We start from the raw sequence: 22,160 nt of genomic DNA, 5'->3' as shown, positions 1-22,160 counted from the left end.
AGGCGTCCGGCCCGACCGCACACACGTTATCGACAATCGTTTTCATTGTCATCTAAAACAGCGTCATGTGTACCGGGCACCCGGCTTCCGTTGCGTCACGCGCCGGACCGGAGTGGAATTGCCTACAGGGGGACCCGGAGGAAGGGACACGCCATGACCGACAGCGACCGGGGGGACGACGTCTATCAGCCGCAGGAGCCGGAGGCCTCCGACCCCGATGACCTGCTGGACCTCGAGGACACCCTGGACACGTCCGCGATCGACGACGTCCTGGACGAGGGCTACTCCCCGCCGGAGCGGCCCTGGGCGGTCGACGACAAGGGCACCACGGCCTCCGAGCAGCACACGGGCGAATCCCTCGACAGCCGCCTGAACCGGGAGATTCCCGAGGACGCCGATCCCACCCCGGACGGCCCGGGAGACCTGGCGGACGGCGACGGGGAGCTCTACGACGACGAGGTGGGGACGGACCGCGCGGGCAGGCTCACCCAGCAGGGCGACGGTCATGTGCCGTCCACGCTCACCGCGCAGGACGTCGGGATCGACGGCGCGGCGGCGTCCGCCGAGGAGGCGGCGATGCACCTGATCCCCGAGGAGCAGGACTTCTTCGGATAGCGCGCGTCCCCGGGCCCGGCCGGGTCACCCGGCTTCCGGCCGGGCGGCTGTCCGCGGACGGGAGGAGAATGGGGGAAGAGGGAGCGCGGCAGGCCCGCCACCGGCACTATTCAGGGAGTCGACATGTCGAATCCGCAGCAGCCCGAACAGCGCAGGAGCGACAGGGGTGGTTCCACCCCGGAGGACAGCGCCGCGATGAAGGCACGACAGGCCGGTCACGGTCCCGGCGGGCGGGCCCACGGGACGGACAAGGGCCGCAAGGGCGGTGGGCGGGGCGGGGCGACGCCGCCGGATCAACGCCCCGACCATCCTTGAGCCGACACATCGCATCCCTGAGCTGACGCGTCGCGTCCCTGAGCCGACACATCGCGTCCCTGAGCCGACGCATCGCGCCGACGGCGCGTCATCCGTGCATGTCAGCCGTCGCTGTCGAGCCGGGAGAAGGCGCTGCTGTCCAGACGTGCGAGAAGATCGGCCGGATTACGGTAGACCTCGGTCGCCCCGGCCTCCACCAGGTCCTCGCGGGCGATCCCGCCCGACAGGAGCGCCACAGCGGTCACGGACGCAGCGGTCGCGGCTTTCATGTCCCAGACCGAGTCACCCACGTACACCGTCTCGCCGCTCGTCCCACCGGCCAGTTCCATCGCATGCAGGATCGGCGCGGGGGCCGGCTTCCCCTCGTCCACGTCGTCCGCGCTCGCCGTGCCGGTGATGACGTCGTCGGCGTCCAGGACGCGCCGCAGCGCCTCGAGCTCCGGACCGGACGCGGAGGTGGCGAGCACCACCTTCCATCCTCGTGCCGCCAGGGCCCGCAGCAGGTCAGCGGCTCCGTCGACCGCGATCAGCCGCTCGAAGTACGTCGCGTACAGCGCTGAGTGCGTGCCGCTGATCCGGTCGTCCTGCCCGGCGTCCCGTCCGGCTCCGAGCAGGTGCTCGATCAGATCGGCGGAGCCCAGGCCGATGGCCCGGTGCACGGCGGTCATGGGAACCGTGTGGCCGGCCTGTCGGAAGGCCTCCCACCAGGCGGTGACATGGAGGTAGTTGGTGTCCACGAGCGTTCCATCCACGTCGAACAGAGCTGCGCGAACCATGACACTCCTCCTGGTGGACCGGGCCTCCGGACGCGCGCTCGGCGCGAGTTTCCGATCGTAAGGCCCGGCAGACAGACACGCAGTGCGGGGGGACTCGGGCCGGTCAGCGGGAGCGGGGGTCGGAGGGGCCGGTGTCCCCCCGGAAGGTGCTCCCGGTCCGGGTCGGTCTGACCCTGGCGCTGATGGTGCTCGCCTGTGTGTCAGTGCGCTGATCGTCGTCCTCTCGGGCGGCCTCGCGCGACGGCTCCATACCGCACTGGGGGTCGGCGACACGGCCGCCGGGAACAGGGCGAGGATTCCGTAGTAGGTCAGTGCCGCCGCCCGGTCGGTGAGCTCGTCCCGCTTGAACTCCTGGAGCGTCCGGCGCAGCACCGCTCCCCAGGACGCCTTGCCGACCTTCGTGGGCGTGTCCGGCGCCGCACGTCCGGGTCAGGTCCCGCGCGCTCACCTCCGCGCGGTCCGGTGCCGCCCTCGCTGCTCTGTTCGCTCGGCATGGGGATCAGCCAATCCCACGCATGCCTGCCGCGCGACCTCACGGCGGGTGCCACGCCTCCAGGTGGAGGAGTGCCCGTACACCGGTGCCGTCGGGGATCGCGGACCGGCCGAAACCCGTCGTTGTGCCGTCCGTCGCCCCGAAAACGCTTGGACGCCGAGCACCGGGGCGCGGAAGACTCCTTCCTCCCGGATCTCCTGCCATGGACGCGCGTCGGCACCCGTCGCGCCGTACGGCGCTGCGCCCTTCGGGGCGGAGTCCTCGCACCACGGCGGACCCGGCGCAACTGCCCGCGCAACGACATGAGGTCGGCATGGGATCGCAGCAGTCTCACGGCACCGGAGCGGGCAGAGGCCCGGTCAGGCTCGCCCTCCGCCACTATCTTCGGGAGCTGACCCGCCAGCGTGCGCTCTCCGTCCCCGCGCTCGCACTCCCGGCCCTGGGCAACATCGGTATCACCTACGTCGCACCCCTGGTCGTGGCCAAGCTGGTCGGCCGGATCGCCGAGGACGGTGCCCTGGGCATCCGTGAGGCGCTCCCGTACGTCGGAGTGTTCGCGGGGGTGCTGCTCCTGGCGGAAGCCATGTGGCGGGCGGGGCTGCACTGCCTCAACCGCGTCGACGCGCGTGGCATCGAGCACCTCTACGTCACCGGCATGGACGAACTCTTCGCCAAGGACGCCTCGTTCTTCCAGGACAACTTCGCGGGGTCGCTGACCAAGCGGGTGCTGAGTTTCGCCTCCCGCTTCGAGGAGTTCGTCGATACCCTCACCTTCAACGTCGTCGGAAGTCTCGCCCCGCTGCTGTTCGGCACGGTGATCCTCTGGAGCTACGACCCCCTGCTGGTGGCCGGCCTGCTGACGATGATCACGCTGACCGCCGTCTGCGCGGCGCCCCTCATCCGCCGCCGCCAGAAGCTGGTCAACCGGCGCGAGGAGGCGATCGCCCGGGTCTCGGGCCATGTCTCCGACGCCCTGATGAACATGGACACCGTGCGGGCCTTCGGGGCCGAGGAGCGTGAGGCCGCCGAACACCGGTCGCGGGTCGCGGAGTCCCGGCGGCTGACGCTGCGCTCGTGGGACTACGGCAACCTCCGGATCGACACCCTGGTCGCCCCGCTGTCCGTGCTCACCAACGCGCTGGGGCTGCTCCTCGCCGTGAGCATCGGCGCCGGTGGCGGCAGCGTGGAGGCGATCGTTGTCGCCTTCACGTACTACACCGGGTCGACCCGCATCATGTTCGAGTTCAACCAGATCTACCGGCGCCTGGAGAGCTCGATGACGGAGGCCGCGCAGTTCACCGAACTGCTCCTCGCCTCCCCCACGGTGCTCGACCCGGCGACGCCCGAGCCGCTGGCCCCGGGCTCCGCCGACGTCCGCTTCGAGAACGTCACCTTCGCCCACGACGGGGGCGACCCGATCTTCGACGGCCTCGAACTGGACGTGCCGAGCGGGGCGAGGATCGGTCTCGTCGGACGGTCCGGCGGCGGCAAGACCACCCTGACCCGGCTGCTGCTGCGGATGGCCGACGTCCGCTCCGGGCGCATCCTGATCGGGGGGCAGGACATCAGCAGGCTGCGCCAGTCCGACCTGCGGAGCCTCATCGCGTACGTCCCGCAGGAACCGGCCATGTTCCACCGCACCTTGCGGGAGAACATCCAGTTCGCCCGCCCTGACGCCACCGACGCCGAGGTGCGGGCCGCCGCGGACGCGGCGCACGTCACCGAGTTCGCCGACCTGCTCCCGGCGGGCTTCGACACGATGGTCGGGGAACGGGGCGTCAAGCTCTCCGGCGGGCAGCGCCAGCGGGTGGCCCTGGCCAGGGCGATCCTGCGCGACGCGCCGATCCTGCTGCTGGACGAGGCGACCAGCGCGCTGGACTCGGAGAGCGAGACCCTCGTCCAACAGGCCCTGTGGCAGCTGATGGAGGGCCGCACCGCGCTGGTCGTCGCGCACCGGCTGAGCACGGTCGCGGCCATGGACCACCTCATCGTGCTCGACCACGGCCGCATCGTGGAACAGGGCACGCACCAGGAGCTCCTGCGCACCGACGGGGCCTACGCCAAGCTCTGGCACCACCAGTCCGGCGGCTTCCTCGTCGACACCGCCAACGGCGCGCCCGCCGCCGCGTCCGAGCGGTGACGGTGAGGCCACCCGGCGCGCATCGTGCCGGGTGGCCACGCCATGGCCGTACGGAGCCTTCCGGTGCCCCGTGCCAGGCGGGAGGCGTCCCAGCGACGCTCCGGATCATTGACATTCCGGACGATCAGCTTGAGACTCGATCGCATGTACGAGGTCCAGCCCCTTCCCAGCGAGCGCTGTCCCCGTCTCCTCCGCGCGTCGAGCGCCGGGTGTTGATCTTCACTCCACCCCTCGCCCCGCTGCTTCCGTACACCCGCACCTGATCCTGCCACGGCCTCATGTGCCGTACGGGCACGGCGGGTTGCCGTCCGGCCCGCACCGGCCGACGCCCTTCCCACCCTCGTCCCGGCCTGCCCAGCTCCGGCGCGCGGGCCTGCCAGCGATCGGAAGAGACGATGAGTCCGAAGTTCCTCTGGTACATCCCCAACACCGTCGAGCCGGGCCACCGGGGCGACGACACCACCACCGGCTGGGGGTCCGTCGAGTACTCGACCGACCTCGCCCGTGCGGCGGAGGCGCACGGCTGGAGCGGCGCTCTCCTCGGTACCGGCTGGGGTCGTCCCGACACCTTCACCGTGGCCACGGCGCTGGCCGCGCGCACCACGACGTTCGAGCCCCTGATCGCCGTCCGCCCCGGCTACTGGCAGCCGGCCCACCTCGCGAGCGCCGCCGCCACCCTCGACCAGCTCAGCCGCGGGCGGGTCCTGTTCAACATCGTGAGCGGGCTGGACAACCTGGACGCGTACGGCGACACGAACGTCGATCCGGCCCGAAGGTACGCCCGCACACAGGAGTTCCTACATCTCCTGCGGCGCCTGTGGACCGAGGAGTCCGTCACCTTCGACGGGGAGTACTTCCGGGTCACCGGCTCCACGGTCGCCCCACGCCCGTACGCGACCGCGGGGAGGGCGCATCCCACGCTCTACTTCGGCGGCGCCTCGCCGGCCGCCGAACAGGTGGCGGCGGCCGAGGCGGACGTCCAGCTCTTCTGGGGCGAGCCTCTCGACGGGGTGGCCGAACGCATCGACCGGCTCAAGGCGCTGAGCGAGCGGGTGGACCGCCGGCACGAGCCGCTGGAATTCGGACTGCGGATCACCACGCTGGTGCGCGACACCACCGAGGAGGCCTGGCGGGCGGCGGAGGAGAAGGTCGCCGCGATGGCGACCGCCGACGGGGCCGCCTGGACGGCCAACGGCCGGACGGCGGTCGGACAACGACGGCTCTTCGCCCTGGCGGCGCGGGGCGAGGTGCTCGACACCTGCCTCTACACCACTCCGGGCACCCTCGGGGCCGGCGGAGCGGCGACCACCTGGCTGGTCGGCTCCCCCACCGATGTCGCCGCGGCCCTGGAGAACTACCGCAAGCTCGGCATCACCCACTTCGTCCTCTCCGACACCCCGTACAAGCAGGAGATCGCCCGCGTCGGCGACCAGCTGCTCCCCCTGCTGCGCGAACCGTCCGCCTGACGGCCCGCGCCCGCCCCGTCCCACCGATCCCGCCCTGAAAGGGAGCACCACCATGACGACCTACCGGACCCTCGGCCGTACGGGTGTGAAGGTCAGTCCGCTGACCCTCGGCGCCATGAACTTCGGCGCCTGGGCCAACCGCGACCACGACGACGCCGTCAAGATCATCCATCAGGCCCTGGACTCGGGTATCAACGTCATCGACACCGCGGACGTCTACTCGCGGGGCGAGAACGAGGAGATCGTCGGCAGGGCCCTGGCCGACGGCCGCCGCGACGACGTGTTCCTGGCGACCAAGTTCCACGGCCAGGTGGACGACAACCCTCACCACCAGGGCAACTCGCGCCGCTGGATCCTCCAGGCCGTCGAGAACAGCCTGCGGCGCCTGGGCACCGACCACATCGACCTGTACCAGGTCCACCGGCCCGACCCCACCACCGACTTCGAGGAGACGCTCGGCGCCCTCGACGACCTCGTGCACCAGGGGAAGATCCGCTACTTCGGCACGACCACCTTCGAGCCCCACCAGCTCGTCGAGGGACAGTGGGCCGCCGAGCGCCTCCGTCTGCAACGCCCCGTCACCGAGCAGCCCCCGTACTCCCTGCTGGCCCGGGCGGCGGAGCGCGCCGTACTGCCCGTCGCCGAGCGGTACGGACTCGGCGTGCTGCCCTGGAGTCCGCTGGCCGGCGGCTGGCTGTCCGGCCGGTACCGCACGGGGGACCCGGCGCACGCCGAGTCCAGCCGTCTGGCACGTCAGCCGCACCGCCACGACCCCGCGCTGGAAGCCAACCGGCGTAAGCGCGAGGCGGCGGAGCAGTTCGGGGAACTCGCGGACCAGGCGGGCCTGTCCCTGATCCATCTGGCGCTGGCGTTCGTCCTGGAGCACCCGGCCGTCTCGACCGTGATCATCGGCCCGCGTACGCAGGAGCACCTGGCGAGCCAGCTCGGTGCCGCGGACGTACGTCTGTCACGGGACGTGCTGGACCGGATCGACGAGATCGTGGCCCCGGGAGTCACGATCAGCCCGGCCGACGAGGGCTACCGGCCCCCGTCCCTGACCGACGCGTCCACGCGTCGCCGCGGGACTTCCGGCCGCTGACCAGGCCTTCGGGGGCGTGCCGGACCGCACGGCGCGGCGGTGTGACACGCCCCTGCCCACTCCCCGCGCGCATCGGGCTCACCCGGGCCGGGCATGCGAACATGACCGGGCTGCGTACGGATACCGGCCCGGGCGCCGCCCGTCCGTCCCCGGCACGGGCACCCGGTGCAAGAGCTCGTCGATCGCAACAGGAGTGGAACACCGCCATGCCCACCACCCCCTCGTCCGGACCCACCGCACAGATCGGCGTCACCGGACTCGCCGTCATGGGCAGCAATCTCGCCCGTAACTTCGCCCGTCACGGCCACACCGTCGCCGTCCACAACCGCACCGCGGCCCGCACCCGGGCGCTCGTCGACACGTACGGCGAGGAGGGCGACTTCGTCCCCGCCGAGACCAGCGAGGAGTTCGTCGCCTCCCTGGAGAAGCCTCGCCGTATCGTCATCATGGTCAAGGCCGGTGAGGCGACGGACGCCGTCATCGAGGAGTTCGCCGCGCTCCTGGAGGACGGCGACGTCCTCATCGACGGCGGCAACGCGCACTTCGAGGACACCCGCCGCCGCGAGAAGGCCATGCGGGAGCGGGGCATCCACTTCGTCGGCACCGGGATCTCCGGGGGCGAGGAGGGGGCGCTGAACGGGCCGAGCATGATGCCCGGCGGATCGGCGGAGTCCTACACCTCGCTGGGGCCTCTCCTGGAGAGCATCGCCGCCAAGGCCGACGACGGAGCGCCCTGCTGCACCCACATCGGGCCGGACGGCGCGGGGCACTTCGTGAAGATGGTGCACAACGGCATCGAGTACGCCGACATGCAGCTCATCGGAGAGGCGTACCAGCTGCTGCGCGACGTGGCCGGCTACTCCCCCGCTCAGATCGCGGACGTCTTCCGCACGTGGAACACCGGGCGCCTGGACTCCTACCTCATCGAGATCACCGCCGAGGTGCTCTCGCACGTCGACGAGGCGACCGGGAAGCCGTTCGTGGACGTCGTGCTCGACCAGGCGGAGCAGAAGGGGACCGGCCGCTGGACCGTGCAGATCGCCCTCGACCTGGGCGTCCCCGTCTCCGGTATCGCCGAGGCCGTCTTCGCGCGCTCCGTCTCCGGCCACTCCGACCTCCGTGACGCCTCACGCCACCTGGCCGGTCCGACCGCCCGGGCACTCGGCGCGGACGAGGCGGCGGCCTTCGCCGACCAGGTCGAACAGGCGCTGTACGCCTCGAAGATCGTCGCCTACACCCAGGGCTTCCACGAGATCGCGGCCGGCAGCGAGCAGTACGACTGGAACATCGACCTGGGCAAGGTCGCCGCGATCTGGCGCGGCGGATGCATCATCCGGGCCGCGTTCCTCGACCGGATCACCAGCGCCTACGAGGCCCAGCCCCACATGCCGAGCCTCCTCGCCGACAAGAGCTTCGCGGAGGAGATCGCCGCCGCCCAGGACGACTGGCGCTCCGTGATCGCCACCGCCGTCACCCAGGGCGTCCCCACCCCGGCCTTCGCCGCCACGCTCGCCTACTACGACTCGCTGCGCGCCGAACGTCTCCCCGCCGCCCTCACCCAGGGCCAGCGCGACTACTTCGGCGCACACACCTACCACCGCACCGACCGCGAGGGCACGTTCCACACCCTCTGGGGCGGCGACAGGACCGAGATCGAGAGCTGACCGGCTGCCCCCGACGAAAGCCGGACGTCGTACCGGTGGCGGTGCCGTCCTGACGGGAAGCCGCGGGTGCGACGCCCGGTCGCCCCCGGTGTGGATGATGTGCTCACCGCGGCCCGGATCGGGCCGACGCATCCCGGCCCGGGCGCAGAACCGGCCGGCGTCGGCACGCCGCTCAGGCGTGGGCGGCACCGCAGCGGTCGGGAGTGAGGAGATAGGCGATCGCCATGTCGCCGAGCTCCTCCGCGTACCGGCTCCGGGCCGCCTCACCGGTGACCGGGTCGGGCCGCAGAGAGTTGTGGAAGCAGGCGCCCAGGATCGCGCGGGCCACGGTGTCCAGCGCCGCTTCAGGGTGGGAGCGCCGGATCTCGTGGGCGTAAGGGGACGCGGCTTCGAGCAGAAGCCGGTGGATCTTGAGGATGGTGTGTGCCCCGCGGTCCAGCGCACTGATCCCGCGCACCCGCAAGAGCTCGGGGAAGAGGTTGTTGGTGTCGGCGAACGACTGGAGCAACGCGTACGCGTAGGCATCGACAACTCCGGAGAGTGACGGCTCGGCCGCACTCAACCGCTCGGCGACGTACTCCTCACGCCGTTCCAGCATCCGCTCGGTCAGGGCGGCGACGAGTTGGTCCTTGCCCTCGAAGCGGCGGTAGATCGAGCCGACGGCAACGCCGGCGCGTTTCGCGACACCGGTGATCGTCATTTCCTCCAGGCCCGCCGAGGAGGCGATCTCCTCGGCGGCCTCCAGCACGCGAGCCAGCGTCTCGGCGCTGCGCGCCTGCCGGGGTTGCCGGTAGTGCGAGCGGGGGGTCGGCTCATCGGTCATGCCCCGCATCGTATCGGCGGCGGCCAGGACGGAAGCCCTTGACAGACGATGCGCCGCACTGGGTAGTCTCAATAATGCGAACATGAATTCACATTCGCATTATATGGAGGTTCGAGAATGACCGACTGCCAGACTTCGCCGCCCGTCGCCGTCACCCTCACCTCGGGGCCGGCCGGCCCCGGGAGCATCGACGACTTCGAGCTGTTCTACGCGCGCCGTGTCCTGCACCGCTTCAGGACGCGGCTGGGACGCCAGGGCCTGCTGGACCTCCTGGCAGCGGACATCGCAGAGGGCAACGCCTTCCTGCGGGAGAGCGCGCGCGCCTCCGACGGCGGCTTCACGGGCGGCACGACGGTGCTGACGACGCGGGGGCTGACGTCGGGCGAGTTCCTGGCCTGGATGGACAAGGCATTCGCAGCCGACGAGAACGAACTCCTCGCGGGGCACCCCGAGCACTACGTCATGGCCCCCGAGGCCGACGGATCGTTCCACGTGGTGGAGAACATCGGCCCCTATGTCTGCTCCTTCTTCATGAGCGGCTGGGGTACGGACGCGATGGCCTGGGCCACGGAGGCGGAGGAGCTCCTCCCGGAGGCCGAGTTCCCGCACAAGATGTCCTCGAACCTGTTCCTCGCCGACGGCACGGTCGTCGGGCGGGCGCTGACCCAGTTCGGTGACACCGCCGACGGCTTCACCGCGAGCCTCACGGTCCATGTGCCCGCCTCCTGCCCGGAGGAAGTGCTGGAGCACCACCTCCGGCACTACGCCGTCGAGTTCCGCAACTGGATCCTCGCCGCCGCAGCGGCTCGCGTCTGAGGGCTGAGGGGCTGCGGGGCTGCGGGGCCGACGGACTTCGTCGGCCACCGAAGCACCGCCCCCACACTAGGTTCCGCCCTGGTCCCTCGGGACGGCAGCGAGGTAGGCGAGAACCGCTCCCGATGTCTCGTGGTGCCGGCCGAGGACCAGAAGGTCCGGCCCCGAAGGCGATCCGTGCAAGGGGCGGTAGGCAAGGCCCGGAAGGGCGATGCGCTCAGTCGCGGTGGGGACGAGAGCCACCCCCGCACCGGCAGAGGCGAGAGCGAGGACTCCGAGGGTGCTGCCGACCAGACGGACCCTGGAGCGATCCTCCTCGAAGTCGGGCCAGAGCCGGGAGAGAACGGTCTCGTCCTCCTCGTGGCTCGCGAAGACGATGAGGTCGTGGGCGGTCAGCTCGGCGGTGGTCACCGCGGCGGCGGATGCCAGCTCGTGGTCGGAACGCACGGCGACGGACAGCGGAGTCGGCGCGCGAGGGGTGACGCGCAGGCCGCCGATGTCACCGAGACCGAGGTCGGGGCAGTAGCCGATGTCGAGTGCGCCGTCGCGCACCCCCTGGATCTGGGCCGCGGGCGGAAGCTCGGTCAGAGTGAGTCCGACCCGGGGGTGCGCCTGGGCGAAGGCGCTCAGGTCGTCCGAGAGGACGCCTTGCAGGACGGCGACGCCGGAGAAGCCGATCCGCACCGCCCCCGTCTCACCTCGCACGGACTGCCGAGCGACCTCCAGGGCGCGGCCGGCCTGCGCCAGGGCACGGCGGGCCTCGGGAAGCAGCAGCTCACCGGCCTCGGTCAGCTCGACGCGTCGGCTTGTCCGGGTGAACAGGCGTCCGCCCACCTCACGCTCCAGAGCCTGCACCTGAGCGCTGAGGGTGGACTGGGTGACGTGCAGCAGGGCAGAGGCCCGGAGAACACACGATGCACGCCGCGGTGGCCAAGGCCTCCGCCGCCCGGACGGCCACGGTGAGCCCCGGTTTCGGCGCGTCCTACGCTCCGGCGAGCGGCCTGCCCTACAGCCCGTCGGCCGAGGTTCTGGAGGACCTGGACGTGGGCCGGCTCGCCGCCATGGACGCCGACGGCATCGATATGCAGGTGCTGTCCAACCTCACCACCCAGTACCTGCCTGCCGCTGTGGCACCGGAGCTGGTCCGCGACGTCAACGACCGCCTCGCGGCTGCCTGCAGGCGCCACCCCGACCGCTTCGCCGCCTTCGCCTCCCTGCCCACCACCGCCGCCGGACACGCACCGGGCGAACTCCGGCGCGCGGTGGAGGAACTGGGCTTCGTCGGCGCCCTCATCCACGGCCGCACCGACGACGAGTTCCTCTCCGCGGAGCGATTCGACCCGATCCTGCGCACCGCCGCCGAACTCCGCGTGCCCATCTATCTCCACCCCGCCCCGCCGACCCGCGTCACGGCTGCCGACAGCTACGAAGCCGGCCTGGACGAGGTCGTCGCCACCCGGTTCGCGACCGCGGGCTGGGGCTGGCACAACGAATCCGGCATCCACTTCGTCCATCTGGTGCTCAGTGGCGTGTTCGACCGCTATCCCGAGTTGCAGTTCATCCTCGGGCACTGGGGCGAGGCGGTCCCCTGGTACGTCGATCGTCTCGACGAAGCCCTGCCGCGCAAGGCCACCGGCCTCGACCGCACCATCGGCGAGTACGTCCGCCAGAACGTCTACTACACGCCCAGCGGCATGTTCACCGCCCCTCACCTGCGCTTCTGTACCGATCTTCTCGGCACGGAGCGCATGATGTACTCGGTCGACCACCCCTTCGTCGGCCATGCCGGCGCCCGTGCCTTTCTTGCCGACTCCGGCCTTCCCGAGGACGCCCGGCACGACATCGCCCACCGCAACGCCGAACGCCTCCTGCGCCTGTGAGGGAGGCCGGCGGCGCGGACTGGACGGGCGACGACACCCGCACGTCGGTCGTGGCCCTCACAGCGTTCCGGCCGCGGGGGCGCAGGTACCGCATCCCCCTCGCCGCAGGTACTCACGACAAGGTCACCGCTTGACGCCTGCCCGGCTCCGGCCGTACGCCGCGAGCGTGCGGAAGGCGGCTTTGGGCTCCCACGGCAGGCCCGGGTACGCGGTGCCGGTGCGGCCGCCGTCGAGGACCTTGACCACGCCGAAGGACGCCTTGTCGAAGTCGCGGTCGTCGTCGGCGGGCGCGTGCGGGAGGTCGTAGCGGGCGAAGGTGTTCACGAAGGCCGCGTCGACGGCGGACTCCTCGAAGGTGTCGATGAGTTCGCGCAGGTAGTCGGCCTGCTCCTGTTCGTCCCGCTCGACGGGGGCGGTGAGCCGCACCGGACGGGCGCGCTCGTCCCACGCGACGACGGCGTCCCCCCGGCCACCGACGTCGGCGGCCCCCCGGTAGGTGGTGCAGCCGAATTCGGTGACGGCGGCCGGCTTCCCGTGTGCGGTCAGTGCCCGCAGGCCGTCGGCGAGCCGGTCGGCGGTCTGCGCGTCGCGGTAGCCGGCGTCGGTGGCGACCAGGTCGAACGGCGTCCAGTCGACGCCCTCGAAGGGCAGTGAGGCGTACCCGACCCGGCCGCCGAACCGGGCTCGCACCGCGGCGACCGCCGTGCCGAGGAAGGCGTTGACCTGGGCGGGGAGCCCGGGCAGCGCGGCCCGCAGCCGCTGCGGGTCGGTGAGGACGGCGGCGCGTTCCTCGAACGTGTCGCCGGGGAGCAGGCCGACGGTGAAGAGGGAGATCTCCGAGCCGGTGAGGAAGACGACCTCGGCACCCTCACGTCGCAGCCGTTCGGCGCGTTCGGCGCCGTCGGTGAGGAAGTCGAGGAGTTCTCCGGTGGTGAGTCCGTTGGTGAACGGCGAATACCACACCTCCAGTCCGGCGTCGGCCGCGTGACGCGCGGCCGTCTCCAGCCGGTCGCGGTCGCCGCCGGTGACGCGCACCGCGTCGCAGCCCAGCTCGTCGCGGATGATCCGCATCTCGCGGCGGACGACGCCGGGGTCGAAGGATTCTCGGGTGGTGCTTCCCGGGGTTCCCGTGGGTCCCGGGGTTCCCGCTGTGGTGAAGCCGGTGTCGTACGTGATGCCGAAGGTACGCATGACGGGTGCTCTCCTCACACTTTTACGGTACGCGTCGTACCGTATGCGGTACGAACCGTACCCTGTACTGGCCCCGGAGTGGGATGCGACGGGATACCGGAACGTACGATGCGTGCCGTGGATCCATTCCGGTGGAGCGAGAGAGGACAGCCGGTGGCGCAAGCGCGGGAAACGCCACGGACCCCGGTGACGCGGCGTCGCGGGGCCGAACTGGAGGAGGCCATCCTGCGAGCGGCCGCCGAGGTGCTGAAGGAGTCCGGCGTACCGGCCCTGACGATGGACGAGGTGGCCCGGCGGGCCGGGACGAACAAGAACGCGCTGTACCGGCGGTGGCCCAACCGCGTCGCGCTCGGGGTGGCGGCGTACCGCCGGCTGGCCGCGGCGGGGACCGCGCTTCCGGACACCGGCTCGCTGCGCGGCGACACCCTGGAGATGCTGCGGCGCGCGAACAGCACCTGGTCATCGCCGTACGGGGAGATCCTGCGCGGCCTGATCGCGGCGGCCGGCAGCGCTCCGGAGCTGCTGGCCGAGCTGCGCGACCCGGCCGCCGAGAGCGCGCACGAGGCGGCCTGGCTGACCGTGCTCGGCCGTGCGGTGGGGCGCGGGGAGGCCGCCCCCGAGGCGCTGCACCCCCGGGTCGCCTACACGCCCATGGCGCTGCTGCGCAACGAGTACGTGATGCTCGGCGTCCCGGCCGTGCCCGACACCGTCCTCGTCGAGATCGTCGACGAGGTCTTCCTGCCCCTGGTCCGTGGCCGGGGCCCGCACGGGCCCGCCTCCGGCTGATTCCTGGCCGAGCGTCTGATTCCTGGCCGTGCGTCGCCCGGCCGGGCCGGGCCCGGGTGCGGCAGGGGGCGTGGTGTGGATTAGTGGCAGGGAGCCCTGTCCACCGTCCACGGAGTGCGCGCATGTCCGAGGCCGTACCGGATCCCGTTGTGGTCCAGCCCGTCGTGGCACCGCTGACCAGTGCCGCGGTGGTGCTGGTCGCGACGATCGAGCCGGGCGGCGAACCGGCCGTACGTGAGGTGCTGCCCGATCTGGCGGCGTTCGCGCGGTCGATCGGCTTCCGGGTGCCGAGCGCCGGTCTCGCCTGTGTGACGGGCTTCGGCTCCGAGGCCTGGGACCGGCTGTTCGCGGGTCCGCGGCCGGCTCTCCTCCACCCGTTCCAGGAACTGCGGGGCCCCGTCCACCACGCCCCGGCCACTCCGGGCGACCTGCTGTTCCATGTACGCGCCGAACGGATGGACGTCTGCTACGAGTGGGCGTCCCAGCTCCTCGGACGGCTCGGCGGTGCGGTGAAGGTGGTCGACGAGGTCCATGGATTCCGCTACTTCGACCACCGCGACCTGCTCGGTTTCGTCGACGGCACGGAGAACCCGGTGGGCGACGACGCCAGGGCGGCGGCCATCGTCGGACCGGAGGACCCGGCCTTCGAGGGCGGCAGTTACGTCGTCGTGCAGAAGTACCTGCACGATCTGGCGGGCTGGAACAGGCTGAGCACCGAGGAGCAGGAACGGGTCATCGGACGTACCAAGTTCACGGACATGGAGCTCGCCGACGACGTCAAGCCGGCCGACTCCCACATCGCCCTGAACACCGTCACCGGCGACGACGGCACCGAACGCGACATCCTGCGCGCCAACATGCCCTTCGGCAGCTTCGAACAGGGCGAGTTCGGGACGTACTTCATCGGCTACGCGGCCGATCCCACGGTCACCGAAGAGATGCTCCGCAACATGTTCCTGGGGAACCCGCCCGGCACCCACGACCGCATTCTCGACTTCTCCACCGCGATCACCGGCACGCTCTTCCACGCCCCCAGCGCCGACTTCCTCGACGCCCCTCCGCCGCCGCCCTCCCCCGCCGGGACCACAGCCGTCCCGGAGCCGCAGCCCACGGAGCAGCGCTCCACGGCCGCACCTGCACCGGTGGTCCGCGACGGTTCGCTGCGTATCGGCAGCCTGCAAGAAAGCGGCCCGCGATGAACAACCTGCACCGCGAACTCGCCCCCGTCACCGACTCCGCCTGGGAGCAGATCGAGGAGGAGGCCAGACGCACCTTCAGCCGGCACGTGGCGGGCCGCCGGGTCGTGGACGTCAGCGACCCGCAGGGACCGGAGCTGTCGGCGATCGGCGACGGGCATCTGCGCGACATCGACCCGCCCACCCCCGATGTGATCGCCCGGGCCCGGACGGCGAGGCCGGTCATCGAGTGGCGGGTGCCGTTCACGGTGACCAGGGCGGCCGTCGACGACGTGGAACGCGGCTCCGAGGACAGCGACTGGCAGCCGGTCAAGGACGCGGCCCGCACCTGTGCGTTCGCCGAGGACATGGCGGTCATCGACGGGTACGCGGCGGCCGGCATCACGGGTCTGCGGGACGGTTCCTCGCACGCCCCGCTGCCGCTGCCGGCGGACGCGCGGGACTATCCGACGGCGGTGAGCCAGGCGCTGACCCGGCTGCGCCTCGCGGGGGTCGACGGGCCCTACCGGCTGCTGCTGGGCGCGGACGCGTTCACCGAGGCCACCGAGACCTCCGACCACGGCTATCCGGTGGCCACCCATCTGGCACGGCAGCTCGACGAGCCCATCCTGTGGGCGCCCGCCGTCGCCGGAGGGCTCCTGCTGTCCACCCGTGGCGGCGACTTCGAGCTGTGCCTGGGCCAGGACCTGTCCATCGGCTATCTGGACCACGACGCGACCAGCATCAGGCTCTACTTCCACCAGGCGTTCACCTTCCGGATGCTGACACCGGAGGCCGTGGTCCCGCTCATCGCCTGAAGCACCGACCTGCGAGGCTCCCATCGACGACACCCACCCCACACCGCCCCCGGGCGCCCCGGACGCTCCCGGCCTCCGCCCACCGCGTACCGCCAGATTCGCCGAGGCGCTGCGCCTCGCCGTGGCGGACGGCCTGCTGGGTGAGGAGCGCCCCCTCGCCGGGTTCCTGGACGCTGACGGGATCCGCGAGAGCGCAGAAGCGCTGCGGGAGGCGTTCGCAGCCGAGCCGGGCGTTCGGGTGCTGCACACCTTCGCCGCGAAGGCCGCGTCGCTGGTCCCGGTCCTGCGGCTGCTGGCCGACTGCGGCATGGGGTGCGAGGTGGCGGGCCCGGGAGAGCTGAGGCTCGCGGTCGAGGCGGGCTTCGCCCCGGCGCGGATCGTCCTGGACTCCCCCGCCAAGACCCGGGACGAACTCCGGCTGGCCCTGGCGCTCGGTATCGCCGTGAACGCGGACAGCTTCGGCGAGATCCGCCGTATCGAGGGACTCCGCTCGCCCGGCTCGGCCTCCGTGCTGGGGCTGAGGGTGAACCCGCAGGTGGGAAGCGGTTCGATCGACGCCATGAGCACGGCGACGGCCACTTCGAAGTTCGGTGTGGCCCTGCGCGACCCCGGCGCCCGCGACCGGGTCGTGCGGACCTTCGTGGAGCGTCCCTGGCTGACCCGGCTGCACGCCCACGTCGGCTCCCAGGGGTGCTCGCTGGAACTCATCGCCTCGGGCATCGCCGAGACGTACCGGCTGGCCGAGGAGATCAACGCGGTGCTGGGCACACGGCGGGTCACCGGGATCGACATCGGCGGCGGGCTGCCGGTCAACTTCGACGACGACGAGACCCGCCCCGCCTTCGCGGAGTACGTGGCGGCGCTCCGCGCGGCGGCGCCGGGCCTCTTCGACGGGCGCTACGACCTGGTCACCGAGTTCGGCAGGTCCCTGCTCGCCAAGAACGGCTTCATCGGGGCGCGGGTCGAGTACACGAAGGACGCGGGCGGCCGCCGCATCGCGCTCACCCACGCGGGGGCCCAGATCGCCACCCGTACCGTCTTCATGCCCGACGCCTGGCCGCTCCGGATCGGTGCGTTCGACGGCGAGGGCCGCCCCCGCGGCGGACCGCCGATGGTCCAGGACATCGCGGGGCCGTGCTGCTTCGCGGGGGACGTCGTGGCCCATGCCCGGGAGCTGCCCGAGCTGCGGGAGGGCGACTTCGTCGTCCTGTACGACACGGGGGCGTACTACTTCTCCACCCCCTGGGCCTACAACAGCCTGCCCCGGCCGGCCGTGTACGGCTTCGCGGGGGAAACCGGCGGCCTGCGCTTCGCCCCGGTGCGCGAGGCGCAGTCACTGGACTCGGTGGCGGCGGAGAGCGGACTGCGCCACGCCGACGCCCTGACGGGACTGCACGGCCGGCCGTAGGAACCCGGCGTCAGCCGGTCGGCTGCGGCGAGGGCTCCGGCTCGGGCACCGGTTCGGGGTTGGGGTTCGGCGGCTGCGGGATCGGGTCGGGCGCGGGACCGGGAGGCACAGGGCCCGGCGGCACGGGCGGCGGGGAGGGCACCGGTGTCGGCGGTCCCGGTACGGGCGGGGGCGTCGGCACGGGTACGGGGTCGGGACTGGGGTGTGTCATCTCGGTCCTCCTGGTGCGACGGACGGGACGAGTGGATCTCTCTCCACCGTCTCCCCGTGCGGCTTCCCTCGCCTGCCGAGTCCATACGTACACACGGTGACTCCTGGCCCGGAGGCCCTGGCGACCCCGGCGGCCTCAGACGGCCTCAGGACAGCTCGGGATGCGAGCCGAGCTGCCGCTCGGCTTCCCGCACCAGCTCCTCGGGGGCCTTCGGCGCCTGATCGGGGTGGCGCTCGGCCCAGGCGGCGAGGTACGGGCAGAGCGGGACGACGGGAACCCCCTGGCGGGCCGCCATCGCGTAGAACTCACGCGCGAGGGCGCCGGCGATGCCCTTGCCCTCGTGCTCCGGCCGGACGACGGTGTGCACCCCGACGAGGGCGCCGGGCGCGGGATCCATCACGAAGTACGCGATGGTCCCGGCGACCGAGCCGCCCTCGTCGTGGGCCACCAGTTCGCCGTGCTCCCGGTCGTCCCTGATCTCCACTGCGGTGTGCTCCTCTGTCATGGCGGGACTCCCTCGTACGGCGAAACTTCCGGGCGGATCAGCCCCGCGCGGGAACGGCCTGCGGACTGCGCTCGGTACGCGAGCCCGGCACGGGCGCCGAGGCGTCGGCCCCCAGGGCCACGATGCGGTTGGCCGCGTCCACGTGCACGACACTCGGCACGAGGGCCCGCGCCTCGGCGTCGTCTACCTGGGCGTAGCTGATGAGAATGACCAGGTCACCGGGGTGCACCAGGTGAGCGGCGGCGCCGTTGATCCCGATGACGCCGGAACCGCGTTCGCCCTCGATGACGTAGGTCTCCAGGCGGGCCCCGTTGTCGATGTCCACGATGTGCACGAGCTCGCCGGGCAGCAGGTCAGCGGCGTCCATCAGATCGGCGTCGATCGTCACGGAGCCGACATAGTGCAGGTCGGCCTGGGTCACGGTGGCTCGGTGGATCTTCGACTTGAACATGGTGCGCATCATCGAGGAACTCCTGGATTTTGGCTTCCTGCCTGCGTTTTTGCAGGTCAAGTGCTGTTTCCATACTCTACAACGATTCGCGTGCGCGGGCAGCTGTCCTCCGCGTCTTCCCGCCGCACCTGCCGCCTGCGCATAATCCAGGACCGCCGCGCCTTGAACCGTCGAAGGGCAAAGGCCGATCAGATGGAGCTGATGGAACAGATGACGTCCCAACCGGTCTCTGCGGCAGCCGCCGGCACGTGGATGCTCGGTGACCGCGAGGTCAACCGGATCGGCTTCGGCGCCATGCGCCTGACCGGCAGCGCCGCTTTCCACCAGGGCACCCCCAGAATCCGCAGCCAGGCGCTCGACACGCTGCGCCGCGCGGTCGAGCTCGGCGTCAACCACATCGACACCGCGGCGTTCTACTTCTCCCGGCTGCGCTCCGCCAATGAGCTGATCAACTCGGCGCTGGCGCCCTATCCGGACGACCTCGTCATCGCCACCAAGGTCGGCCCGGCCAGGGACGCCGGCGGCGAGTGGGCCACCTCGGCCCGGCCCGACCAACTGCGCGGCCAGGTCGAGGAGAATCTGCGCCAGCTCGGCCGCGACCACCTCGACCTGGTCAACCTGCGCCTCATGGGCCAGGACTCCATCAGCGAGCATTTCGGCGCCCTTGCGGAACTGCGCGACGCCGGGCTCGTCCGCAACCTCGGCATCTCCAGCGCCCGACCGGAACACCTGGCCCAGGCCCAGGAGATCGCACCGGTGGTCTGCGTCCAGAACCGCTACGGCCTCGACGCATCCGGCGGAAGTGACATGCTCCGGGCATGCGCAGAGCACGGCATCGCCTTCGTGCCCTTCTTCTCCATCGCCGGTCAGGGACGCGAGTCCGGAGCCGTCCGGGCCGAGCACGACGAGGTCCGAGCTGTGGCCCACGCGCACGGCGTCTCACCCGCGCGGGTCCGCCTGGCATGGATTCTGCAGCAGGGCGCCCATGTGCTGGCCATCCCCGGAACGGGCGACCCGGAGCACCTCGTCGACAACGTGGCGGCGGGCGCGCTCCGGCTCACGGCGGAGGAACTCCAGCTCCTCGACTCGATCGGCCGCCCCGGATCCTGAACCCGGCACGTCACTCCTGATGGAGCAAGCCCCAGCCGCACGTGATCGGGGAGACACGCCCTGAGTCATCCGTGCGGGTCGTGAGCGGCGGCGATCTCCCGGAACAACTCCATGACGGCTCTGGCGCGGGCGGTATGCCTCATGCCCTTCACGGACGCCAGCTTGACCTCCAGCGGCGGGCTGTCGTCGCGTAGCTCCAGTTCGGCGATCTCGCCGCCTCCGTAGGTCTGGCCGGTGGCCGGCCGCTGGTTCAGGACGGAGTAGCCGAGGCCGCGGGCGACGAGGGAGCGCACGGTCTCGTAGCTCCGGGTGCGGTAGCGCACGTCGGGTGCGGTGCCGGTGGCGGCCACCAGGGAGCGGAAGTAGTCCCGGCTGTGCGGCAGGTCGAGCAGGACGAGGGGTTCCGCCGACAGTTCGGCCAGCGCCACCGTGTCCCGGCCGGCCAGGGGGTGGTCTGCCGGGACGATGACGTAGGCGGGGGCGCGGGCGATGGTCTCGCTGGACAGGTCGGTCTCGGGGGCGAGGCCGAGGTCATAGGTGAGGGCGAAGTCGATGCGCCCGGCACCCAGGGCCTGGACCAGCTGGTCCGTCTCCGCCTCCACCACCTCGATCTCGATGCCCGGATACTGCCTGGTGCACTCGCTGAACAGCGGCGGCAGGTAGTACGGGGCCAGGGTCACGAAGCAGCCGATCGTCACCGGCCCGGAGAAGGTCTCGCCCTCTCCCTGGGCCTCCCGTTCGATCTCCCGGGCCCGGGCCAACAGCTCCCGTGCCTGCTGCTGGACCCTCTCACCCGCGGGAGTCAGGGTCAGTCCTCTGCCCCTTCGCCGGATGAAGAGCTGCACCCGTAGGTCGCGCTCCAGGTTGAAGATGGCCGCCGAGACCGCGGACTGCGCGATGTGCAGTTCCAGTGATGCCTCCGTGACCGAGCCGCGCTCGGCCGCGACCAGGAAGTATCGGAGCTGAACCAGTGTGAAGCCCACCGGTGACGTCATACGGGCCCCTCGCGCCTGCTGTTCCATTCCCGGGCCCCCCGACCCTATGCGGAAGTCGCCCGGTGGCGCTCGACGGGCGCGTCAGGCACGTCCTCGGGGCGCAACAGGGCGGAGCCCGCGGTCTCCTTCAGGGACAGGGCGGCCACGAGGCCGACTGCGGCGAACAGCATGAGGTAAGGGCCGGGGACCAGGGTGCTGCCGGTCGTGGAGATGAGCACGGTCATCAGGTAGGGCACGGTGCCGGCGAACAGGGCGGCGGTGAGGTTGTAGGCGATGGACAGACCGCTCTGCCGGGTGCGGGTGGGGAAGATCTCCGCCGACCACACCGCGTAGGTGCCGAGGATGGCGGCCAGGATCGCGCCGAGCAGCAGACCGGCGATCCACGTGCCGGTGAGTCCTGTCCGCATGAGGAGAAACGCCGGGGTGGAGAGGAGGAAGAGGGCCGCCGTGGCCGTGACGAACACCGGTTTGCGCCCCACCCGGTCGGACAGCCTGCCGAACAGCGGCACCAGCGCCAGGCCGAGGAGCGAGATGACGGTGGACAGCAGGGCGGCGCTGTCGGCGGAGTGCCCCAGGTGGTCGGTCTGGTAAGTGACCAGGTACGTCAGCACGGCGTAGAAGGGCACGTGCATCGCCGTCATCAGACCCGCCGCCTGGAGCAGCTGCCTCTTGTGGGTGCGCAGCAGTTCCCGCACGGGGCTGCGCGGGACCGTGCCGCCCGCCTCGAGCGCCCGGTACTCGGGGGTGTCCTCGATCTTGTTGCGGATGATGTAGCCGATGATCCCCAGCGGGGCGGCAACCAGGAAGGGGATGCGCCAGCCCCAGGAGGCCAGTTGGTCGTCGCTGAGCCCCGTCGACAGCAGCAGGAAGACGAACGAGCCGGCGAGGAAGCCGAGCAGGGAGCCGACTTCGAGCCAGCTCACGCCGAAGCCGCGCCGGCGCCGCGGCGCGCTCTCGGCGAGGAAGCTGGCCGCGCTGCCGAACTCACCGCCCGCGGCGAACCCCTGGATCAGACGCAGCGTGACCAGCAGCACCGGAGCGGCGACCCCGATCGTGCCGTAACCGGGCAGCAGGCCGATGGCCAGGGTGGCACCGGACATCATGAAGATGACCAGCGACAGGGTGCGCTTGCGGCCGATCCGGTCGCCGAGCGGTCCGAACACCATGGCGCCGATCGGCCGGATGCCGAACGAGACGGCGAACACGCCGAACACGGCGAGCAGCCCGGTGGTGCCGTCGTCGGACGGGAAGAACACGTCCGCGACGGTACTGGCGAGATAGGCGTAGGCAGCCCAGTCGAACCAGTGCACGAAGACGCCGACGGCTCCGGCCGCGACACTTCTGCGCAGGGTGACGGCGTCGGTGGCCGCCTCTGTCTCGTTCGCCGTGACAACGGGGGAACGGTCTGGCATGCGCGTCTCCTTGG

At 71.4% G+C, this 22,160-nt stretch carries 21 protein-coding genes; 13 read left to right on the top strand and 8 right to left on the bottom strand.

The genetic code is table 11. The features are described from left to right. Nucleotides 1-153: 153 nt before the first annotated feature. Both ACZ607_RS18760 and ACZ607_RS18755 read left to right on the top strand, forming a co-directional pair. A complete protein-coding gene (locus ACZ607_RS18760; RefSeq protein ID WP_469735861.1) occupies nt 154-615 on the top strand; it encodes a DUF5709 domain-containing protein in 462 nt (153 codons plus the stop codon). A gap of 123 nt (nt 616-738) precedes the next feature. Continuing rightward, nucleotides 739-930: a hypothetical protein gene (locus ACZ607_RS18755; RefSeq protein WP_469735859.1), complete on the top strand. Its 192-nt coding sequence runs from the start codon at nt 739-741 to the stop codon at nt 928-930. Between the two features lie 101 nt (nt 931-1,031). On the opposite strand, the gene ACZ607_RS18750 is transcribed toward ACZ607_RS18755, so the two are convergent. After that, nucleotides 1,032-1,706, bottom strand: coding sequence for an HAD family hydrolase (locus ACZ607_RS18750; protein WP_469735856.1), 675 nt, complete (start codon nt 1,704-1,706; stop codon nt 1,032-1,034). A gap of 806 nt (nt 1,707-2,512) precedes the next feature. Between ACZ607_RS18750 and ACZ607_RS18745 the strand changes: the two genes are divergently transcribed. From ACZ607_RS18745 to gndA, 4 genes are all read left to right on the top strand, one after another. Beyond that, nucleotides 2,513-4,339 carry an ABC transporter ATP-binding protein gene (locus ACZ607_RS18745; protein ID WP_469735854.1) on the top strand — a complete coding sequence of 609 codons (1,827 nt, stop codon included), beginning with the start codon at nt 2,513-2,515 and terminating at the stop codon, nt 4,337-4,339. A gap of 395 nt (nt 4,340-4,734) precedes the next feature. Further along, complete coding sequence (locus tag ACZ607_RS18740) at nt 4,735-5,805, top strand: LLM class flavin-dependent oxidoreductase (protein WP_469735852.1); 1,071 nt, start codon at nt 4,735-4,737, stop codon at nt 5,803-5,805. A gap of 52 nt (nt 5,806-5,857) precedes the next feature. After that, a complete protein-coding gene (locus tag ACZ607_RS18735; protein WP_469735850.1) occupies nt 5,858-6,904 on the top strand; it encodes an aldo/keto reductase in 1,047 nt (348 codons plus the stop codon). A gap of 206 nt (nt 6,905-7,110) precedes the next feature. After that, nucleotides 7,111-8,568, top strand: coding sequence for an NADP-dependent phosphogluconate dehydrogenase (gene gndA, locus ACZ607_RS18730; RefSeq protein ID WP_469735848.1), 1,458 nt, complete (start codon nt 7,111-7,113; stop codon nt 8,566-8,568). Between the two features lie 172 nt (nt 8,569-8,740). Here gndA and ACZ607_RS18725 read toward each other — a convergent pair whose 3' ends face one another. Further along, entirely contained in the window at nt 8,741-9,391 is a 651-nt protein-coding gene (locus ACZ607_RS18725) for a TetR/AcrR family transcriptional regulator (RefSeq protein ID WP_469735846.1), read from the bottom strand. A 117-nt stretch (nt 9,392-9,508) separates the two neighbouring features. On the opposite strand from ACZ607_RS18725, the gene ACZ607_RS18720 reads away from it, so the two are divergent. Further along, a complete protein-coding gene (locus ACZ607_RS18720; RefSeq protein ID WP_469735844.1) occupies nt 9,509-10,207 on the top strand; it encodes a hypothetical protein in 699 nt (232 codons plus the stop codon). A gap of 66 nt (nt 10,208-10,273) precedes the next feature. On the opposite strand, the gene ACZ607_RS18715 is transcribed toward ACZ607_RS18720, so the two are convergent. Next, nucleotides 10,274-11,095, bottom strand: coding sequence for a LysR substrate-binding domain-containing protein (locus tag ACZ607_RS18715; RefSeq protein ID WP_469736616.1), 822 nt, complete (start codon nt 11,093-11,095; stop codon nt 10,274-10,276). Nucleotides 11,096-11,118: 23 nt separating this feature from the next. On the opposite strand from ACZ607_RS18715, the gene ACZ607_RS18710 reads away from it, so the two are divergent. Continuing rightward, entirely contained in the window at nt 11,119-12,084 is a 966-nt protein-coding gene (locus ACZ607_RS18710; RefSeq protein WP_469735842.1) for an amidohydrolase family protein, read from the top strand. Between the two features lie 123 nt (nt 12,085-12,207). Here ACZ607_RS18710 and ACZ607_RS18705 read toward each other — a convergent pair whose 3' ends face one another. Further along, nucleotides 12,208-13,275, bottom strand: a complete 1,068-nt coding sequence (locus ACZ607_RS18705; protein WP_469735840.1) for a hypothetical protein — start codon at nt 13,273-13,275, stop codon at nt 12,208-12,210. A 186-nt stretch (nt 13,276-13,461) separates the two neighbouring features. Between ACZ607_RS18705 and ACZ607_RS18700 the strand changes: the two genes are divergently transcribed. From ACZ607_RS18700 to ACZ607_RS18685, 4 genes are all read left to right on the top strand, one after another. Further along, a complete protein-coding gene (locus ACZ607_RS18700; protein WP_469735839.1) occupies nt 13,462-14,061 on the top strand; it encodes a TetR/AcrR family transcriptional regulator in 600 nt (199 codons plus the stop codon). Nucleotides 14,062-14,183: 122 nt separating this feature from the next. Continuing rightward, a complete protein-coding gene (locus ACZ607_RS18695) occupies nt 14,184-15,260 on the top strand; it encodes a Dyp-type peroxidase (protein WP_469735837.1) in 1,077 nt (358 codons plus the stop codon). After that, nucleotides 15,257-16,054 (top strand): family 1 encapsulin nanocompartment shell protein, encoded by a 798-nt coding sequence (locus tag ACZ607_RS18690; RefSeq protein ID WP_469735835.1) that lies wholly within the window; start codon nt 15,257-15,259, stop codon nt 16,052-16,054. Before ACZ607_RS18695 ends, ACZ607_RS18690 begins: the two co-directional genes overlap by 4 nt. A gap of 121 nt (nt 16,055-16,175) precedes the next feature. After that, nucleotides 16,176-17,462 (top strand): type III PLP-dependent enzyme domain-containing protein, encoded by a 1,287-nt coding sequence (locus ACZ607_RS18685; RefSeq protein ID WP_469735833.1) that lies wholly within the window; start codon nt 16,176-16,178, stop codon nt 17,460-17,462. A 356-nt stretch (nt 17,463-17,818) separates the two neighbouring features. Here ACZ607_RS18685 and ACZ607_RS18680 read toward each other — a convergent pair whose 3' ends face one another. Together ACZ607_RS18680 and panD are read right to left on the bottom strand one after the other, a co-directional pair. Next, a complete protein-coding gene (locus ACZ607_RS18680; protein ID WP_469735831.1) occupies nt 17,819-18,178 on the bottom strand; it encodes a GNAT family N-acetyltransferase in 360 nt (119 codons plus the stop codon). Nucleotides 18,179-18,215: 37 nt separating this feature from the next. Further along, nucleotides 18,216-18,641, bottom strand: a complete 426-nt coding sequence (panD, locus tag ACZ607_RS18675; RefSeq protein WP_469735829.1) for an aspartate 1-decarboxylase — start codon at nt 18,639-18,641, stop codon at nt 18,216-18,218. 198 nt (nt 18,642-18,839) lie between these two features. Between panD and ACZ607_RS18670 the strand changes: the two genes are divergently transcribed. Beyond that, on the top strand, nt 18,840-19,739 hold the full coding sequence (locus tag ACZ607_RS18670) for an aldo/keto reductase (RefSeq protein ID WP_469735827.1): 900 nt from the start codon (nt 18,840-18,842) through the stop codon (nt 19,737-19,739). Between the two features lie 65 nt (nt 19,740-19,804). Here the strand turns inward: ACZ607_RS18670 and ACZ607_RS18665 are convergent, their stop codons facing one another. Together ACZ607_RS18665 and ACZ607_RS18660 are read right to left on the bottom strand one after the other, a co-directional pair. Further along, the gene (locus ACZ607_RS18665) at nt 19,805-20,734 is read right to left on the bottom strand and encodes a LysR family transcriptional regulator (protein ID WP_469735825.1); all 930 of its coding nucleotides are present in this window, start codon (nt 20,732-20,734) and stop codon (nt 19,805-19,807) included. A 44-nt stretch (nt 20,735-20,778) separates the two neighbouring features. Beyond that, nucleotides 20,779-22,146 (bottom strand): MFS transporter, encoded by a 1,368-nt coding sequence (locus ACZ607_RS18660; protein ID WP_469735824.1) that lies wholly within the window; start codon nt 22,144-22,146, stop codon nt 20,779-20,781. Nucleotides 22,147-22,160: the final 14 nt, after the last annotated feature.

It is taken from the genome of Streptomyces sp. NPDC104381 (genome assembly GCF_055583745.1).
Note: the sequence above shows the minus strand (reverse complement) of the source record. Positions and strands in the feature narration are given on the sequence as shown.

Bases quoted from the DNA above. Each gene is read 5' to 3' on its own strand.
- ACZ607_RS18760 (WP_469735861.1), top strand. From the start codon at position 154: ATGACCGACAGCGACCGGGGGGACGACGTCTATCAGCCGCAGGAGCCG.
- ACZ607_RS18755 (WP_469735859.1), top strand. From the start codon at position 739: ATGTCGAATCCGCAGCAGCCCGAACAGCGCAGGAGCGACAGGGGTGGT.
- ACZ607_RS18750 (WP_469735856.1), bottom strand. From the start codon at position 1,706: ATGGTTCGCGCAGCTCTGTTCGACGTGGATGGAACGCTCGTGGACACC.
- ACZ607_RS18745 (WP_469735854.1), top strand. From the start codon at position 2,513: ATGGGATCGCAGCAGTCTCACGGCACCGGAGCGGGCAGAGGCCCGGTC.
- ACZ607_RS18740 (WP_469735852.1), top strand. From the start codon at position 4,735: ATGAGTCCGAAGTTCCTCTGGTACATCCCCAACACCGTCGAGCCGGGC.
- ACZ607_RS18735 (WP_469735850.1), top strand. From the start codon at position 5,858: ATGACGACCTACCGGACCCTCGGCCGTACGGGTGTGAAGGTCAGTCCG.
- gndA (WP_469735848.1), top strand. From the start codon at position 7,111: ATGCCCACCACCCCCTCGTCCGGACCCACCGCACAGATCGGCGTCACC.
- ACZ607_RS18725 (WP_469735846.1), bottom strand. From the start codon at position 9,391: ATGACCGATGAGCCGACCCCCCGCTCGCACTACCGGCAACCCCGGCAG.
- ACZ607_RS18720 (WP_469735844.1), top strand. From the start codon at position 9,509: ATGACCGACTGCCAGACTTCGCCGCCCGTCGCCGTCACCCTCACCTCG.
- ACZ607_RS18710 (WP_469735842.1), top strand. From the start codon at position 11,119: ATGCACGCCGCGGTGGCCAAGGCCTCCGCCGCCCGGACGGCCACGGTG.
- ACZ607_RS18705 (WP_469735840.1), bottom strand. From the start codon at position 13,275: ATGCGTACCTTCGGCATCACGTACGACACCGGCTTCACCACAGCGGGA.
- ACZ607_RS18695 (WP_469735837.1), top strand. From the start codon at position 14,184: ATGTCCGAGGCCGTACCGGATCCCGTTGTGGTCCAGCCCGTCGTGGCA.
- ACZ607_RS18690 (WP_469735835.1), top strand. From the start codon at position 15,257: ATGAACAACCTGCACCGCGAACTCGCCCCCGTCACCGACTCCGCCTGG.
- ACZ607_RS18680 (WP_469735831.1), bottom strand. From the start codon at position 18,178: ATGACAGAGGAGCACACCGCAGTGGAGATCAGGGACGACCGGGAGCAC.
- panD (WP_469735829.1), bottom strand. From the start codon at position 18,641: ATGATGCGCACCATGTTCAAGTCGAAGATCCACCGAGCCACCGTGACC.
- ACZ607_RS18670 (WP_469735827.1), top strand. From the start codon at position 18,840: ATGACGTCCCAACCGGTCTCTGCGGCAGCCGCCGGCACGTGGATGCTC.
- ACZ607_RS18665 (WP_469735825.1), bottom strand. From the start codon at position 20,734: ATGACGTCACCGGTGGGCTTCACACTGGTTCAGCTCCGATACTTCCTG.
- ACZ607_RS18660 (WP_469735824.1), bottom strand. From the start codon at position 22,146: ATGCCAGACCGTTCCCCCGTTGTCACGGCGAACGAGACAGAGGCGGCC.